This is a genomic window from Microbacterium oleivorans (genome assembly GCF_013389665.1).
Classification (GTDB): Bacteria; Actinomycetota; Actinomycetes; order Actinomycetales; family Microbacteriaceae; genus Microbacterium; species Microbacterium oleivorans_C.
Window position 1 is genome coordinate 229,474 of record NZ_CP058316.1, and the last position, 14,612, is coordinate 244,085.

13 protein-coding genes are annotated in these 14,612 nt (G+C 69.7%); all 13 read right to left on the reverse strand.

The genetic code is table 11. The annotated features are described in order from the left end of the window. Nucleotides 1-43 precede the first annotated feature (43 nt). From pyk to HW566_RS01270, 13 genes are read right to left on the reverse strand one after another with little or no spacing between them, the layout of a single operon-like run. A complete protein-coding gene (gene pyk, locus HW566_RS01210) occupies nucleotides 44-1,492 on the reverse strand; it encodes a pyruvate kinase (RefSeq protein ID WP_178009684.1) in 1,449 nt (482 codons plus the stop codon). Between the two features lie 42 nt (nucleotides 1,493-1,534). Next, nucleotides 1,535-3,001 (reverse strand): glutamate synthase subunit beta, encoded by a 1,467-nt coding sequence (locus HW566_RS01215; RefSeq protein WP_178009686.1) that lies wholly within the window; start codon nucleotides 2,999-3,001, stop codon nucleotides 1,535-1,537. Further along, nucleotides 2,994-7,574, reverse strand: a complete 4,581-nt coding sequence (gltB, locus tag HW566_RS01220; RefSeq protein ID WP_178009688.1) for a glutamate synthase large subunit — start codon at nucleotides 7,572-7,574, stop codon at nucleotides 2,994-2,996. The genes HW566_RS01215 and gltB overlap by 8 nt, the downstream gene beginning before the upstream one ends. 52 nt (nucleotides 7,575-7,626) lie before the next feature. After that, nucleotides 7,627-8,601 carry a prolipoprotein diacylglyceryl transferase gene (lgt, locus tag HW566_RS01225; RefSeq protein ID WP_178009690.1) on the reverse strand — a complete coding sequence of 325 codons (975 nt, stop codon included), beginning with the start codon at nucleotides 8,599-8,601 and terminating at the stop codon, nucleotides 7,627-7,629. Nucleotides 8,602-8,644: 43 nt separating this feature from the next. Then, a complete protein-coding gene (trpA, locus tag HW566_RS01230; protein ID WP_178009692.1) occupies nucleotides 8,645-9,439 on the reverse strand; it encodes a tryptophan synthase subunit alpha in 795 nt (264 codons plus the stop codon). Next, complete coding sequence (gene trpB / locus HW566_RS01235; protein WP_178009694.1) at nucleotides 9,436-10,695, reverse strand: tryptophan synthase subunit beta; 1,260 nt, start codon at nucleotides 10,693-10,695, stop codon at nucleotides 9,436-9,438. The genes trpA and trpB overlap by 4 nt, the downstream gene beginning before the upstream one ends. Continuing rightward, nucleotides 10,692-11,468 carry an indole-3-glycerol phosphate synthase TrpC gene (gene trpC / locus HW566_RS01240; RefSeq protein WP_178009696.1) on the reverse strand — a complete coding sequence of 259 codons (777 nt, stop codon included), beginning with the start codon at nucleotides 11,466-11,468 and terminating at the stop codon, nucleotides 10,692-10,694. The genes trpB and trpC overlap by 4 nt, the downstream gene beginning before the upstream one ends. Before the next feature lies 1 nt (nucleotide 11,469). Further along, complete coding sequence (locus HW566_RS01245; RefSeq protein ID WP_178009698.1) at nucleotides 11,470-11,697, reverse strand: DUF6704 family protein; 228 nt, start codon at nucleotides 11,695-11,697, stop codon at nucleotides 11,470-11,472. A 47-nt stretch (nucleotides 11,698-11,744) separates the two neighbouring features. Next, the gene (locus HW566_RS01250; RefSeq protein ID WP_178009700.1) at nucleotides 11,745-12,350 is read right to left on the reverse strand and encodes a Trp biosynthesis-associated membrane protein; all 606 of its coding nucleotides are present in this window, start codon (nucleotides 12,348-12,350) and stop codon (nucleotides 11,745-11,747) included. After that, a complete protein-coding gene (gene hisI / locus HW566_RS01255) occupies nucleotides 12,347-12,703 on the reverse strand; it encodes a phosphoribosyl-AMP cyclohydrolase (RefSeq protein WP_178009702.1) in 357 nt (118 codons plus the stop codon). The genes HW566_RS01250 and hisI overlap by 4 nt, the downstream gene beginning before the upstream one ends. Further along, entirely contained in the window at nucleotides 12,700-13,464 is a 765-nt protein-coding gene (gene hisF, locus HW566_RS01260; RefSeq protein WP_178009704.1) for an imidazole glycerol phosphate synthase subunit HisF, read from the reverse strand. Before hisF ends, hisI begins: the two co-directional genes overlap by 4 nt. 1 nt (nucleotide 13,465) lies before the next feature. Next, a complete protein-coding gene (gene hisG, locus HW566_RS01265; protein ID WP_178009705.1) occupies nucleotides 13,466-14,308 on the reverse strand; it encodes an ATP phosphoribosyltransferase in 843 nt (280 codons plus the stop codon). Nucleotides 14,309-14,348: 40 nt separating this feature from the next. Next, a complete protein-coding gene (locus tag HW566_RS01270; RefSeq protein ID WP_178009707.1) occupies nucleotides 14,349-14,612 on the reverse strand; it encodes a phosphoribosyl-ATP diphosphatase in 264 nt (87 codons plus the stop codon).

The window sequence follows — 14,612 nt, forward strand, 5'->3', positions numbered from 1 at the left end:
GAGGAGGCATCCGCCCTGCGACGGTTTCGACGGATTCCGGCGACTACTGGATCGCCTGGTAGATCGGCGCGCGGCCGTGGACGGCGTCGCCGATCTTGTGGATGCGGATGTCGTTGGTCGATCCCTGGATTCCGGGAGGGGAACCGGAGATGACGACGACCTTGTCGCCGACCTCGGCGAGGCGGTTCGAGAGGAAGAAGTCGTCGACCTGGTGGTACATCAGATCGGTGTGCGCCACCTCCTCGACCAGGCTCGAACGGATGCCCCACGTGAGGGCCATGCGCCGGCGGATGGCCGGGTCGGTGGCGAAGGCGATCATGGGGATCTCGGGGCGCAGACGCGACATCCGACGGGCGGTGTCGCCGGACTCGGTGAACATGCAGAGGAACTTCGCCTCGATGAACTGAGCCACCTCCATCGCCGCGAGCGTGATCGCGCCGCCCTGCGTGCGAGGCTTGGCCGTCAGGGGCGCGATCCGGTCCAGACCGTGGGTCTCGGTCGAGTCGACGATGCGTGCCATCGTCTCGACCACACCCACCGGGTACTTGCCCACGCTCGTCTCGCCCGAGAGCATGACGGCGTCGGCACCGTCGAGCACGGCGTTGGCGACATCGCTGGTCTCGGCGCGTGTGGGCACCGGGTTCTCGATCATCGACTCGAGCATCTGCGTCGCGACGATGACCGGCTTGGCCATGCGGCGGCACAGGGCCACGGCCTTCTTCTGGACGATCGGGACGGCCTCGAGCGGCAGCTCGACACCGAGGTCGCCGCGGGCGACCATGATGCCGTCGAAGGCGTCGATGATCTGCTCGAGGTTGTCGACGGCCTGCGGCTTCTCGATCTTGGCGATGACGGGGACCTTGCGGCCCTCCTCTGCCATGATCTCGTGGACGCGGGTGACGTCACCGGCGTCGCGCACGAAGGACAGGGCGATGATGTCCGCTCCCTGCTGCAGCCCCCACCGCAGGTCGGCCTCGTCCTTCTCGGAGAGCGCCGGCACGCTGACGGCCACACCGGGCAGGTTGATGCCCTTGTTGTTGGACACCGGTCCGGCGACGATCACCTTCGTCGTGACGACGGGGCCATCGACGGAGACGACCTCGACGCGCACCTTGCCGTCGTCGATCAGCAGGAAGTCACCGGCCTTCACATCACCGGGCAGACCCTTGAAGGTCGTCGAGACGATCTCCTTGGTGCCGAGGATGTCTTCTGTCGTGATCTTGAAGATGTCGCCGACCGCGAGCTGATGGGGACCGTTCTCGAACTTGCCGAGACGGATCTTCGGTCCCTGCAGGTCGACGAGGATGGCGACCGGGCGACCGGCGTCGTCCGCCGCCTTGCGCACGTTGGCCCAACGGACCTCGTGCTCCGAATAGTCTCCGTGGCTGAGGTTGAATCTGGTCACGTCCACGCCGGCGTCGATGATGGCTCGCACCATCTCGTAGCTGGCTGTGGCCGGTCCCAGGGTGGCGACGATCTTGGCGCGTCTCACTGAATCTCCGGTGGTGTCGGGTGGGGAGGGGATGGGTCCAGCCTATGCCCGCTGGAGCCCGATCGCGACGTCGGTCGGACGCACCGGTGCCGGCAGGTCGGTGTCTCCCATCAGGTACCGGTCGACAGCCGAGGCCGCCGCCCGTCCCTCGGCGATGGCCCACACGATGAGGGACTGGCCGCGCCCCGCGTCTCCCGCGACGAACACGCCGGGCGTGGCCGTCTGGTAGTCGTCGGCGCGGTCGACGTTGCCGCGATCGGTGAAGACGGTACCCAGCTGTCCCTCGAGCCCGCTGCGCTCCGGGCCGGTGAAACCCATCGCGATGAGCACGAGGTCGGCGGGGATCTCACGCTCGGTGCCGCTCTTGGGCACGCGGCGGCCGTCGACGAACTCGGTCTCGGCGACGCGAAGCGCGCGCACCTCGCCCGCGTCGTTCGCGAGGAACTCGACGGTGGAGGCCAGGAACGACCGCTCACCGCCCTCCTCGTGCGCCGAGGCCAGCTCGAACACGGTCGGCATCATCGGCCACGGCTGGTGATCGGGACGCTCGGACGGCGGCTGGTTGCCGATCGCCAGGTTCGTCACGCTGAGCGCGCCCTGACGGTGGGCGGTGCCGATGCAGTCGGCGCCGGTGTCGCCGCCGCCGATCACGACCACGTGCTTGCCCTCGGCGTGGATCTGGTTGGACACCTGATCGCCCGCGACGGCCTTGTTGGACTCGACGAGGTACTCCATCGCGAAGTGCACGCCCGCGAGATCGCGGCCCGGGATCGCCAGATCGCGCGGCTCGGTGGCGCCGGTGGCGACCACCACGGCGTCGTAGCGCGCGCGCAGCGCGTCCCACGTGATGTCCTTGCCGATCTCGACGCCGGCGCGGAACCGGGTCCCCTCGTCCTGCATCTGCCGCAGTCGCGCCTCGATGTGGCGCTTCTCCATCTTGAAGTCGGGGATGCCGTACCGCAGCAGACCGCCGATGCGGTCGTCGCGCTCGTACACGGCGACGGTGTGACCGGCGCGGGTGAGCTGCTGTGCGGCGGCCAGCCCCGCGGGACCGGATCCGACGACGGCCACGGTCTTGCCCGTGAGACGCCCGGGGGGCTCGGCCTCCACCCAGCCGTTCGCGAAGGCCTCGTCGATCGTGGAGACCTCGATCTGCTTGATCGTGACCGGGGGCTGGTTGATCCCCAGCACGCACGAGCTCTCGCAGGGCGCGGGGCACAGCCGACCGGTGAACTCCGGGAAGTTGTTCGTCGCGTGCAGCCGCTCGATCGCCGAACGTCCCTCGCCCCGCCACGTCAGGTCGTTCCACTCGGGGATGAGGTTTCCCAGGGGGCAACCCTGGTGGCAGAACGGCACGCCGCAGTCCATGCAGCGGCCCGCCTGTCGGCGCAGCACGGCGCTGTCGCCGGGTTCGTAGACCTCGCGCCAGTCCATGATGCGGACCGGGACGGGACGACGCTTCGGGAGCTCGCGCTCGGTCGTCTTCAGGAAGCCCTTCGGGTCAGCCACGTGTCACCTCCAGGATGCGGCTCCAGACCTCGTCGCCATCGGGGTCGAGCCCCTCGGCGGCTGCCGTCTGTCGGGTTTCGAGCACCGCGGCATAGTCGCGCGGCACCACACGGACGAAGTCGGCGACCTCGTCGTCGAAGTTCTCGAGCAGGCGGGCCGCGAGCTCGGATCCCGTCTCGGCCCGGTGCCGCTCGAGCAGATCGCGCAGGATCTCGGCGTCGCCGGACCCCATCTCCTCGAGCACCAGCTCACCGCTGGCGAGGGCCTCGCGGTTCACGTTGGCCCGCTCGAGTCGGTAGACGTAGGCGTTGCCGCCCGACATCCCGGCGCCGAGGTTCCGCCCGGTGGCGCCGAGGATGACGGCGAGCCCGCCGGTCATGTACTCGAGAGCGTGGTCGCCCACCCCTTCGACGACCGCGGTCGCGCCGGAGTTGCGGACGAGGAACCGCTCCCCCACCACCCCGCGCAGGAACATGGTGCCCTGGGTCGCGCCGTAGCCGATCACGTTGCCGGCGATGACGTTCTCGGACGCGTCGAACGCCGCGTCGCGCGGGGGCCGCACGACGATCTGACCGCCGGAGAGCCCCTTGCCGACGTAGTCGTTCGAGTCGCCCTCGAGACGCAGGGTGATGCCCGACGGGAGGAACGCGCCGAACGACTGTCCCGCCGATCCGGTCAGGGTCACGACGATGGAGTCGGCCGGCAGGCCGTTCTCACCGTGCGCGAGCGTGACGCGGTTGCCGAGCATCGTGCCCACCGCGCGTTCGGTGTTGCGGATGGGCAGGTCGATCTCGACCCGCCCGCCGTGCGCGACGACATCCTGCGCACGCTCGATGAGCTGCACGTCGAAGTGGTCCTCGAGTTCGTGGTCCTGGTCGCGCAGGTGTCGTCGGGCCGCACCGTCGGCGAACGCCGGTCCGGTGAGGATCGGCGAGAGGTCGAGCCCGTTCGCCTTCCAGTGCTCGATCGCGCCGTCGACGTCGAGAACGTCGTTCCGGCCGATCGCCTCGTCGAGCGAGCGGAAGCCGAGCTCGGCGAGATACTCGCGCACCTCCTGCGCCACGAACTCCATGAAGTTGACGACGAACTCGGGCTTGCCGGTGAAGCGTTCGCGCAGGACCGGGTTCTGCGTCGCCACGCCGACCGGGCAGGTGTCGAGATGGCACACCCGCATCATGATGCAGCCCTCGACCACGAGCGCGGTGGTGGCGAAGCCGAACTCCTCCGCACCGAGCAGGGCGGCGATGACGACGTCGCGTCCGGTCTTCAGCTGCCCGTCGGCCTGCACCACGACCCGATCGCGCATGTCGTTGAGCATGAGGGTCTGCTGGGTCTCCGCCAGGCCCAGCTCCCACGGGGTGCCGGCGTGCTTGAGCGAGTTGAGCGGGCTGGCGCCGGTGCCGCCGTCATGCCCCGAGACGAGGATGACGTCGGCGAGGGCCTTCGCCGTTCCCGCCGCGACCGCGCCGATACCCGACTGGCTCACGAGCTTGACGTGCACGCGGGCGGCGGGGTTCGCCCGCTTGAGGTCGAAGATCAGCTGCTTGAGGTCCTCGATCGAGTAGATGTCGTGGTGCGGCGGCGGGGAGATGAGCCCCACCCCCGGCGTTCCGCCGCGCGTCCGCGCGATCCACGGGTACACCTTGCCCGGCGGCAGCTGACCGCCCTCGCCGGGCTTGGCACCCTGGGCGAGCTTGATCTGGATGTCCTCGGCGTGGGTGAGGTACATGCTCGTCACTCCGAAGCGGCCGGAGGCGACCTGCTTGATGGCGCTGCGGCGCTCGGGGTCGAGCAGGCGCTCGACGTCCTCGCCGCCCTCGCCGGTGTTGGACTTCGCACCGAGACGGTTCATCGCAATCGCGAGCGTCTCGTGCGCCTCCTTCGAGATCGAACCGTAGCTCATGGCCCCCGTGGAGAAGCGCTTCACGATGGAGGCGACCGATTCGACCTCGTCGATCGGCACCGGCGGACGCACCCCGGCGCGCAGCTTGAACATGCCGCGCAGCGTCTTGAGCTCGGCGGCCTGGTCGTCGACGAGCTTGGTGTACTCCCGGAAGATGTCGTAGCGACGGGTGCGTGTGGCGTGCTGCAGACGGAACACGGTGTCCGGGTTGAACAGGTGGGGCGCGCCGTCGCGCCGCCACTGGTACTCGCCCCCGGTCCACAGCCGCTCGTGCGCCCGCACGGCGGCGTCTTCGGGATAGGCGTAGGCATGGCGCTTGGCGTTCTCGGCCGCGATCACCTCGATGCCGATGCCGCCGAGCTTCGTCTCGGTGCCGGTGAAGTACTTCGACACGAAGTCGTCGGAGAGGCCGACCGCCTCGAAGACCTGAGCCCCGGCGTACGAGGAGACCGTCGAGATGCCCATCTTGGACATGATCTTCAGGACGCCCTTGCCGAGCGCGTAGATCAGGTTCTTGACCGCCTTCTCGGGCGCGACGCCGGTGATGTACCCGGCGCGTACCAGGTATTCGACCGTCTCCATGGCCAGGTAGGGGTTGACCGCCGAGGCGCCGTAGCCCAGCAGCGTTGCGACGTGGTGGACTTCGCGCACGTCACCGGCCTCGACGACCAGGCCGACGCGCATGCGCGTCTCCTGACGGATGAGGTGATGGTGGACCGCCGCGAGCATCAGCAGCGAGGGGATCGGGGCGAGGTCCTTGTTGGAGTCGCGGTCACTGAGGACGATGAACTCGGCGCCGTCCTCGATCGCCTGATCGGCCTCGGCGCACATCTGCGCGAGACGCTTCTGCATCCCCTTGTGCCCGGCCTCGACGCGGTAGAGCCCTCGGATGGTCACCGACGAGCGCCCGGGAAGGGCGGTGTCGATGTGCTGGATCTTCGCGAGCTCGTCGTTGTCGATGACGGGGAAGTCCAGCGTCACGGTACGCGTGTGCTCGGGCCCCCACGACAGGAGGTTCCGCTCGGGACCGAGACCGAGCGAGAGCGAGGTCACGACCTCCTCGCGGATCGAGTCCAGCGGTGGGTTCGTCACCTGCGCGAACTGCTGGGTGAAGTAGTCGAACAGCAGTCGCGGACGCTCACTGAGCACGGCGACGGGCGTGTCGCTGCCCATCGCGCCGAGGGGCTCGGCGCCGACCTGGCCCATCGGGGTCAGCAGGATCCGCACCTCCTCCTCGGTGTAGCCGAACGTGCGCTGGCGACGGGTGATGGAGGCGATGGGGTGCACGATGTGCTCGCGCTCGGGCAGTTCCTTCAGCCGCACGCGGCCGGCGTCGAGCCACTCCTGCCAGGGATGCAGGGCCGCAAGGTCGCGCTTGATCTCGTCGTCCTCCACGATGCGACCCTGCGCGGTGTCGACCACGAACATGCGGCCCGGGCGCAGGCGTCCGCGGCGCTTGATGCGCTCGGGGGCGAAGTCCAGCACACCGGTCTCGCTGCCGATCACGACGAGACCGTCGGTCGTCTCGGTCCAGCGTCCCGGGCGCAGGCCGTTGCGGTCGAGGGTGGCGCCGACGAGCGTCCCGTCGGTGAAGATGAGGGCGGCCGGTCCGTCCCACGGCTCCATCTGGATGGAGTGGTAGTCGTAGAAGGCCCGAAGATCCGGATCGATGTCGGTCTGCTTCTCGTATGCCTCGGGCACCATCATCATGACCGCGTGCGGCAGGCTCCGGCCGGTGAGGGTGAGCAGTTCGAGCACTTCGTCGAACGAGGCGGAGTCGCTGGCGCCGTCGGTGCAGATCGGCAGGAGCGGCCGCACGTCGCCCAGCAGCTCGGACTCGAGCTGCGACTGACGCGCGCGCATCCAGTTGCGGTTGCCCTTGACCGTGTTGATCTCGCCGTTGTGCGCGAGCATGCGCAGCGGCTGGGCGAGCGGCCACGACGGGAAGGTGTTCGTGGAGTACCGCGAGTGCACGACCGCGAGCTCCGATGCGAAGCGCTCGTCCTGCAGATCGGGGTAGAACGGCTCGAGCTGGAGGGTCGTGACCATGCCCTTGTAGCCGAGCGTCCGGCTCGACAGCGACACGAAGTAGGCGTCGTGCTCATGGCGTGCACGCTTGCGCAGTCGGTAGACACGCCTGTCCAGTGCGATGCCCGACAGAGCGGGCGCGTCGCCGACGGCCGGGCGCGCGACGAACAGCTGCTCGAAGGACGGGCGCGCGTCGAACGCGAGCTTGCCGAGGTTCTCGTCCTCGGTGGGCACCTCGCGCCAGCCCAGGACGACCAGACCCTCGGCGGCGGCCAGCTGCTCGATGTTCGACTTCAGCGCGTGGCGCTCGTCGGCGTCTCGGGGAAGGAAGGCCATGCCGGCGGCGTACTCCCCCACCGGCGGAAGCGGGAAGCCCACGACCTCGCGGAGGAACGCGTCGGGCATCTGCGTCAGGATGCCGGCGCCGTCTCCGGTGCCCGCATCCGAGCCGATCGCGCCGCGGTGCTCGAGGTTGCGCAGCGCCGTGAGCGCCAGTTCGACGATGTCGTGCCCGGCGTGACCGCGCAACGTGGCGACCATCGCCAGACCGCACGCGTCCTTCTCGAAGTCAGGGTTGTACATGCCCTGCTTGGGGGGGAACGAACCGAATCCGGAGTTTCGGGGTCGAGGGTTCGAGGCCATGCTGACCGTCCTCACATTGGTGCTGAACCGGGACGACGTCGGCCCTGGGGAACTACTGCTTCGAGGTGACCGCGCTTGTGGCGCTGTCTGCGTGAGCTTCGGGCGTCGGGGGTGCGCTCAGATCCACGAAGTCTTCGGTGCTCTGCGATTGTAGCGCGCTCGGAGACACCCATTCGCGCCCCAGCTGATACGGCGAAGGCTCGTGTCCCGGGTGCCGGCGCGTCTGCACGACGATGACGGCCAGTCCGACCAGGACGGCGAAGATCGCCGCCCAGACGTTGGTGCGCAGGCCGAGGATGATCTCGCTCGGATCGATGCGGATCGACTCCCACACCACGCGGCCGGCGCCGTACCAGATGAGGTAGAGGCCGAAGAGCTTGCCCCACTGCGCCCACGCCGTCCGGCCGACCCAGAGCAGGACGAGCACGCCGAGACCGTTCCACAGGACCTCGTAGAGGAACGTCGGGTGGAACAGGGTGTCGGGGGCGAGCCCCGCGGGGATGGCGGGGTTGTCGCTGTCGATCTCGAGACCCCAGGGCAGGTCGGTCGGCAGACCGAACAGCTCCTGGTTGAACCAGTTGCCGAACCGGCCCATCGCCTGGGCGAGCAGGATCGCCGGCGCGAGCGCGTCGGCGAAGCTCCAGAACCGGATGCCGGTCCACTTGCAGCCCAGGTAGGCGCCCACGGCGCCGCCGAGGAGGGCTCCGAAGATCGCGATGCCGCCCTCCCAGATGAACAGGACCGCCCACGGGTTCTTGTCGGGGCCGAAGTAGAAGCCCGGGTGGGTCAGGACGTGGAAGGCACGGGCGCCGACGAGGGCGAGGGGCACCGCGAGGAGGGCGATGTCGATGACGACCCACGGCTCTGCGCCGCGCTTGGTGAGGCGGTGGTTGGTGATGAGGGTCGCGACGATGATGCCCGCGATGATGCACAGCGCGTAGAAGTGGATGCGCAGCGGACCCAGGTCGATGTAGCTCACCGACGGGCTCGGGATGCTCGCGACGAGCGTGTGTGCAGCGTGGATCATCGGGTCGTCCCTCGGGATTCGGCGGTCGTGCGACCGGAAAAGTCTAGACGCCGTTGCGCGACGTGCCCGCAGCGAGAGCTCGGGCGGTCTCCGACAGTGCCGGCACACCGCCGTCGCGCAGCGCGCGGACGAGCGCGGTACCGACGATGGCGCCGTCGGCGTAGTCGACGACACCGGCGACCTGATCGGGTGTGGAGATGCCGATGCCCACGCACGCGTGAGCGGCACCGAGCTCGCGCAGACGGGACACCAGGGTGCGCGCGGCGGCGTCCAGCTCGGCCCGCTCCCCCGTGATGCCCATCGTCGAGACGGTGTAGACGAATCCCGTCGACGCGCCGACGATCATCCGAAGTCGCTCGTCGGTCGAGGTCGGGGCGGCGAGGAACACCCGGTCGAGTCCGGTGCGCTCCGACGCGGCGATCCAGTCGGGCGCGGCGTCCGGCGTGATGTCCGGAGTGATCAGCCCGGCGCCGCCGGCCGCGGCGAGGTCGTCGGCGAACCGGTCGGCGCCGTACTGCATCACCGGGTTCCAGTAGGTCATGACGAGGACGGGCACATCGACGCGGGATGCGATCTCGCGGACCGCGGTGAAGGTGTCGCGCAGTCGGAATCCGGCAGCGAGGGCCGTCTGCGTGGCCTCCTGGATGACGGTGCCGTCCATGACGGGATCCGAGTAAGGCGGTCCGAGCTCGAGCACATCGGCGCCGGCCTCGGCCAGCGCGACAGCGGCGTCGATGCTCGTCTGCAGATCGGGGAATCCGAGCGGCAGGTAGCCGACGAAGGCGCCGCGCCCGTCGGCGTGGGCGGCGTCGATCGCCGCGGCGACCCGCGAGCTCACAGCTCCACGCCCTCGCCGGAGGCCGCCTCGTCGTGCTGCGGCTCGACGACCGGGTCGCTCCCCTCGTCGTACAGCTCGAACCAGCGCGCGGCGGTGTCCATGTCCTTGTCGCCGCGACCGGACAGGTTGACGGCGATGATCGCGTCGGGGCCGAGCTCACGTCCGATGCGCAGGGCTCCCGCCAGCGCGTGCGCGGACTCGATGGCGGGGATGATGCCCTCGGTGCGACTGAGCAGCCTCAGCGCTTCCATCGCCTCGGTGTCGGTGGCGGGGATGTACTGCGCGCGGCCGATCGAAGCCAGCCAGGCGTGCTCGGGCCCGACGCCGGGGTAGTCCAGTCCCGCCGAGATCGAGTGCGATTCCACGGTCTGGCCGTCCTCGTCCTGGAGCACGAACGTCTTCGCACCGTGCAAGACGCCGGGGCGGCCTCGCTCGATCGAGGCCGCGTGGCGTTCGGTGTCGACTCCGTCGCCGGCCGCCTCGACGCCGTAGAGCGCCACGCCGTCGTCGTCGAGGAACGCATCGAACATGCCGATCGCGTTCGAGCCGCCGCCCACGCACGCCACCACGGCGTCGGGCAGGCGGCCGGTCTCGGACAGCAGCTGTTCGCGTGCCTCTTCGGAGATGATCTTCTGGAAGTCGCGCACCATCGCCGGGAACGGGTGCGGACCGGCCGCCGTGCCGAAGACGTAGTTGGTGGTCTCGACGGAGGCCACCCAGTCGCGGTACGCCTCGTTGATCGCGTCCTTCAAGGTGCGGGACCCGGTGGTGACCGGGATCACCTCGGCGCCCAGGAGACGCATGCGGGCGACGTTCAGCGCCTGGCGCTTGGTGTCGACCTCGCCCATGTAGATCGTGCAGTCGAAGCCGAAGAGAGCGGCCGCCGTCGCGGTCGCGACGCCGTGCTGACCCGCGCCGGTCTCGGCGATGACGCGTGTCTTGCCGAGGCGCTTGGTGAGCAGGGCCTGGCCGATGACGTTGTTGATCTTGTGCGACCCGGTGTGGTTGAGGTCCTCGCGCTTGAGGAAGACGCGCGCGCCGCCCGCGTGCGCCGCGAATCGCGGCACTTCGGTGAGAGCGGACGGTCGCCCGGCGTAGGTGGCGAGGATGTGCGACAGCTCGGCGGCGAAGGCCGGATCGGACATCGCCTGCTCGTACACGGCCGTGAGCTCGTCGATGGCGGCGATCAGCGATTCCGGCATGAACCGGCCGCCGAACTCGCCGAAGAACGGTCCGTGCTGTTCTCTCAGGCTCACGCGCCCGCCTCCAGGAATGCATTGAGGGTCGTCACGGGATCGTTGGTCACCAGCGCCTCGCCGATGAGCACGGCATCGGCGCCGGCGGCCCGATAGTGGGCGACGTCGGCGGGAGTCAGCACGGCCGATTCTGCGACCTTCACCGCATCCGCGGGCAGGTGCTCGACCAGGCGGCCGAAGAGATCGCGGTCGAGCTCGAACGTGGAGAGATTTCGGGCGTTCACGCCGATCAGACGTGCCCCGATGTCGGCGGCGCGGTGCACCTCGTCCAGCGAGTGCGTCTCGACGAGCGGAGTCATCCCCAGCTCGAGGACGAGCTCGTGGAGTTCGGCGAGCAGGCCCTGCTCCAATGCGGCGACGATGAGCAGGACGAGGTCTGCGCCCGAGGCGCGCGCCTCGAGCACCTGGTACGGGTTGGCGATGAAGTCCTTGCGCAGCACCGGCACCGACACGGCGCCCTTGACCGCCTCGAGGTCGGCGAGGCTGCCCTTGAACTTGCGCCCCTCGGTCAGCACGGAGATGACCGACGCGCCGCCTTCTTCGTACCGCGACGCCTGCAGTGCGGGGTCGGGAATCGCCGCGAGATCTCCGCGCGACGGGCTGGCACGCTTCACCTCGGCGATGATCTTGACCCGCTCGGCGGGACGCAGCGCCGCGAGGGCGTCACGAGCGGGGCTCTGGGCGAGCGCTTCGCGTTCGACGACATCGAGCGGCCGCTCCGCCGCTCGGAGCGCCGCGTCCTCGACAGCGCCGGCCGTGAGACCGGCCAGCACGTCAGTGCCCCTTCGAGATGTACTTGTCGCCGTACGCGCCGTAGCCGGCCTTCGACATCGCGAAGCCGACGATCCCGCCGACGGCCAGCAGACCGACCGATGCCCAGACGAGCACCGGCATGTCGAGCCAGAAGAACAGGGTGCCCAGCGCGAACGCGAGGAGCATGATCACCACTGCGGTCCACGCCGCCGGGGAATGTCCGTGGCCGGGGTCGCCGATGTTGCTCATTGTTCTCCTTAGCGGGATCTCTCGGGCTGTGATCAGTCTACCGGGGCTCAGGCCGTGGGATCGGACCCGCGGCTCAGGTCGTCCCACGAATCGATCGGGTCGTGGGCGTCGTGCGGGCGTGACCCGCGCGGACGTGCGGTCTCGGCGGCGGGGTCGGTGCGATATCGGCGAGCGGTGCTGCGCCACGACCGGGCGGTGGCCAGGGTGACGACACAGCCGGCGGCGATCAGGAGCGCGCCGACGGCGGTGATCCACGGCCACGCCGTGACCGCGATCCCCGAGACGAGGGCCTCGACCGCCGCGACGCCGGTGAGTCCGGTGGTGTCGGCCACGACCCCGACCACTGCCTCGGGCGGCGCCGTGAGGGCGATGCGCAGCGACGCCGCGAACAGCATCCCCCCGATGAGGACGCCGATCGCGCCGAACACGTAGCGCAGGACCGTCCCCACGATGGACAGTGCGAGTCCGAGGGCGAGCGCCGCGAGCCCCAGGGGCGTCACGAGCGGCAGGGCCTCCGTACCGGGCACCGGCAGCACGGCGTGGGCCCCGTCGCGCAACGTAGCCTCCAGCCACGGCTGCGTCGAACCGATGACGGCCAGCCCGCCGCCGAGGACGGCGGCGAGGACCGCCGGCGTCCGGGTGCTCCGCGTCACGACGGCGCCACCACGGGATCGAGATCGTCGCTGTCGAAGCACGTGCGGGTGCCCGTGTGGCACGCGGCACCCACCTGCTCGACGAAGATCAGCACGGCGTCGCCGTCGCAGTCAAGACGCGCCCCCCGCACGAGCTGGATGTGGCCGGAGGTGTCGCCCTTGCGCCAGTACTCCTGCCGCGACCGCGACCAGAAGGTCACGCGTCCGGTGGTGAGCGTGCGCCGCAGCGCCTCGGCATCCATCCACGCGAGCATCAGCACCTCGCGCGTGTCGTGCTGCTGGATGATCGCGGCGACCAGGCCGTTCGCGTCGAACGCGACCCGGGCGACCTGCTCGCTGACCGACTCGCTCATCGCCGCACCTCGATGTCGGCGGCCGCCAGGGCGTCCTTGACGTCGCCGATGGTCAGCTGCCCGGAGTGGAACACGGATGCTGCGAGCACGGCGTCGGCTCCGGCCCCGACCGCCGGCGCGAAGTGCTCGGCCGCGCCGGCTCCGCCGGAGGCGATGACGGGAACGCCCGAGAGCTCGCGCATGAGGCCGATCAGCTCGAGGTCGAAGCCGTCCTTCGTGCCGTCGGCGTCGATCGAGTTGACCAGCAGTTCGCCGGCGCCGCGTTCGATCGCCTCGCGTGCCCACGCGAGCGCATCGAGGGAGGTCGCGGTACGTCCGCCGTGCGTCGTGACGACGAACCCGGACTCGGTGCCGGGCGCGCGCTTCACATCGAGCGAGAGCACCAGTACCTGCGCGCCGAAACGGTCGGCGATCTCGCCGAGCAGGTCGGGCCGGGCGATGGCCGCGGAGTTGACCCCGACCTTGTCGGCCCCGACCGAGAGCAGGCGCGCCACGTCGTCGACCGACCGGATGCCGCCCCCCACCGTGAGCGGAATGAAGACCTGCTCGGCGGTGCGTCGGACCACGTCGTAGGTGGTCGCGCGACCGTCCACGGTCGCCGTGACGTCGAGGAAGGTCAGTTCGTCGGCGCCCTGGTCGAAGTACAGCCGTGCGAGCTCGACAGGGTCGCCCATGTCGCGCAGGTTCTCGAAGTTCACACCCTTGACGACCCGGCCGGCGGCGACGTCGAGGCACGGGATGACGCGGCGTGCCAACGTCATCTCAGAGCCTCGCGTTGTGGATCGCCGTGACCAGGATCGCCCGCGCGCCGATCGCGTACAGGTCGTCCATCGTCGTGTTCACGCTCGCGCGAGGAACCATGACGCGGACGGCGACCCATTCCGGGTCGCGCAACGGCGAGATCGTCGGCGACTCGATGCCGCCCGCGATCGCGACGGCCTCATCGACCAGGGCGGCGGGCAGGTCGTAGTCGACCAGCACGTAACGGCGCGCCACGAGCACGCCGCGCAGGCGTCGCAGCAGCCGCTCGGTGCCGTCGATATCGGAGGGGCCGGCGATGAGCACGGCCTCCGAACGCAGGATCTCGGGACCGAAGACCTCGAGCCCCGCCTGACGCAGGGTCGTGCCGGTCTCGACGACGTCGGCGACGGCGTCGGCGACCCCCAGACGCACAGCGGACTCCACTGCTCCGTCGAGCGGGACGAGGTCCACGGCGATCCCGCGTTCGTCGAGGAACGCGTCCACGAGACCCGGGTAGGAGGTCGCGATCCGCTTGCCGGCGAGCTCGGCGATATCGGTGAAGGTGCCGGTCGGCGCGGCGAAGCGGAACGTCGACCCGGCGAATCCGAGGCGCTCGATCTCGCGGGCGCCGGGCATGCGGGCATCCAACAGGAGATCGCGGCCGGTGATGCCGACGTCGAGCGCGCCGGAGCCGACGTAGGTCGCGATGTCCTTCGGGCGCAGGTAGAAGAATTCGACCTCGTTGACCGGGTCGATGACGTGCAGGTCTTTGGAATCGCGGCGGCCGCTGTAGCCGGCTTCGGCCAGCATCTCGGCGGCGGTCTCGGCGAGCGATCCCTTGTTCGGGACGGCGATGCGCAGCATGGGGGTCTTTCTTTCTCGGAGCGGGAGGACGGGGCGTCGCTCAGAGATGTCGGTAGACGTCCTCGGGGCGCAGCCCCTTGCTGATCATCAGCACTTGCAGGTGGTAGAGCAGCTGCGAGATCTCCTCGGCCGTCTCGGCGTCGGACTGGTACTCCGCGGCCATCCAGACCTCGGCCGCCTCTTCGACGATCTTCTTGCCGATGGCGTGCACGCCGCGATCGAGCTGCGCGACGGTGCCCGAACCCTCGGGCCGGGTCTCGGCGATCGTGGTGAGCTCTGCGAACAGGGCGTCGAACGTCTTCAC